This window comes from Blastococcus sp. CT_GayMR20, from assembly GCF_004570345.1.
In genome coordinates this window covers 1-1,142 of sequence record NZ_SPQM01000313.1, presented here as the reverse complement: position 1 = coordinate 1,142, position 1,142 = coordinate 1, and the positions used below count along the sequence as shown (strand labels likewise).

Here is a 1,142-nt window from a genome sequence, read left to right as displayed (position 1 = left end):
CGGCGGGCCATGAAACCCAGGGTGTTGCGGATCAGCCGAGCGGCCACGTCCCGTTCGCCGGCGTCGACGGACCGCTGCACCGCGGCCCGGACGTTGGACCGTTCGGCGTTGAAGCGGTCGAGGGCCGGCCGGAACTCCGCAGCCCGGAAGTGCACCGCGGGGTCGAACATGGCGAGGACCCACTCGGTGTGGCGGCGTCCGGTCTCGATGTCGTCGTCGGACCCCGCCAGCTTCTCCGCCGCGTAGTCCCGCACCGTCTCGAGCATGTCGAGCCGGGGCTCCTGGGGAGTCCCGCCGGCCGGCACCAGCAGGCTGTCGTCCAGGAGAGCCGAGAGGGTGTCGATCGTCGGAGGCCCGGTCGGCCGGCCGCAGACGGCCTCGGCGGCCGCCAGGGTCCAGCCACCCGAGAAGACGGCCAGCCGGGCCAGGAGCGACTGTTCCGGCGGGGGCAGCAGGCCGTAGCTCCAGTCCATGGTGGCGCGCAGCGTCCGCTGCCGTGCGGGCAGGTCGACCGGCCCGCTGCCGAGCACGTCGAGCCGGTCGCGCAGGCGCGCCAGCATGGCGTCGGGCGGGAGCAGGCGGATCCGGGCCGCGGCGAGCTCGATCGCCAGCGGCAGTCCGTCCAGGCGGCGGCAGATCTCGGCGATGGCGGCGGAGTTCGTGTCGTCCACGACGAAGCCGGCCCGGGACGCCGCGGCCCGGTCGGCGAACAGCCGCATCGCCGCGTCGTCGGGCAGGGGACCGAGATGGACCTGCTGCTCCGAGCGGATGCGGAGCACCTGGCGGCTGGTGACGAGGACGACGAGGGCAGGCGCGAGGCTCAGCAGCGCCGCGACGTCCGGGGCTGCGGCGGTGACCTGCTCGAAGTTGTCCAGGACGAGGAGGGTCCGCTCGTCGCCGATCGTCGCCCGGACGGCCTCGAGGACGTCGGCCGTCGCTTCCCGTCTCGCTCCCAGTGCGTCGGCCACGGTGCTCAGGACGAGTGCGGTATCGCTCACCGCCGCCAGGGGTACGAACACCACACCGCCGGGGAAGTCGCCCGCCACCCGGCGGGCCACCTCCAGCACCAGCCGGGTCTTCCCGACCCCGCCGGGACCGGTCACCGTGACCAGCCGCGTCCGTTCGCTCCGGGCGAGGGAGAC

1 protein-coding gene is annotated in these 1,142 nt (G+C 74.4%); it reads right to left on the bottom strand.

Annotation, left to right across the window (positions count from 1 at the left end; genetic code table 11):
• On the bottom strand, positions 1–1,142 hold a 1,142-nt coding region (locus E4P40_RS27640; RefSeq protein WP_167762401.1), incomplete at both ends, for an NB-ARC domain-containing protein.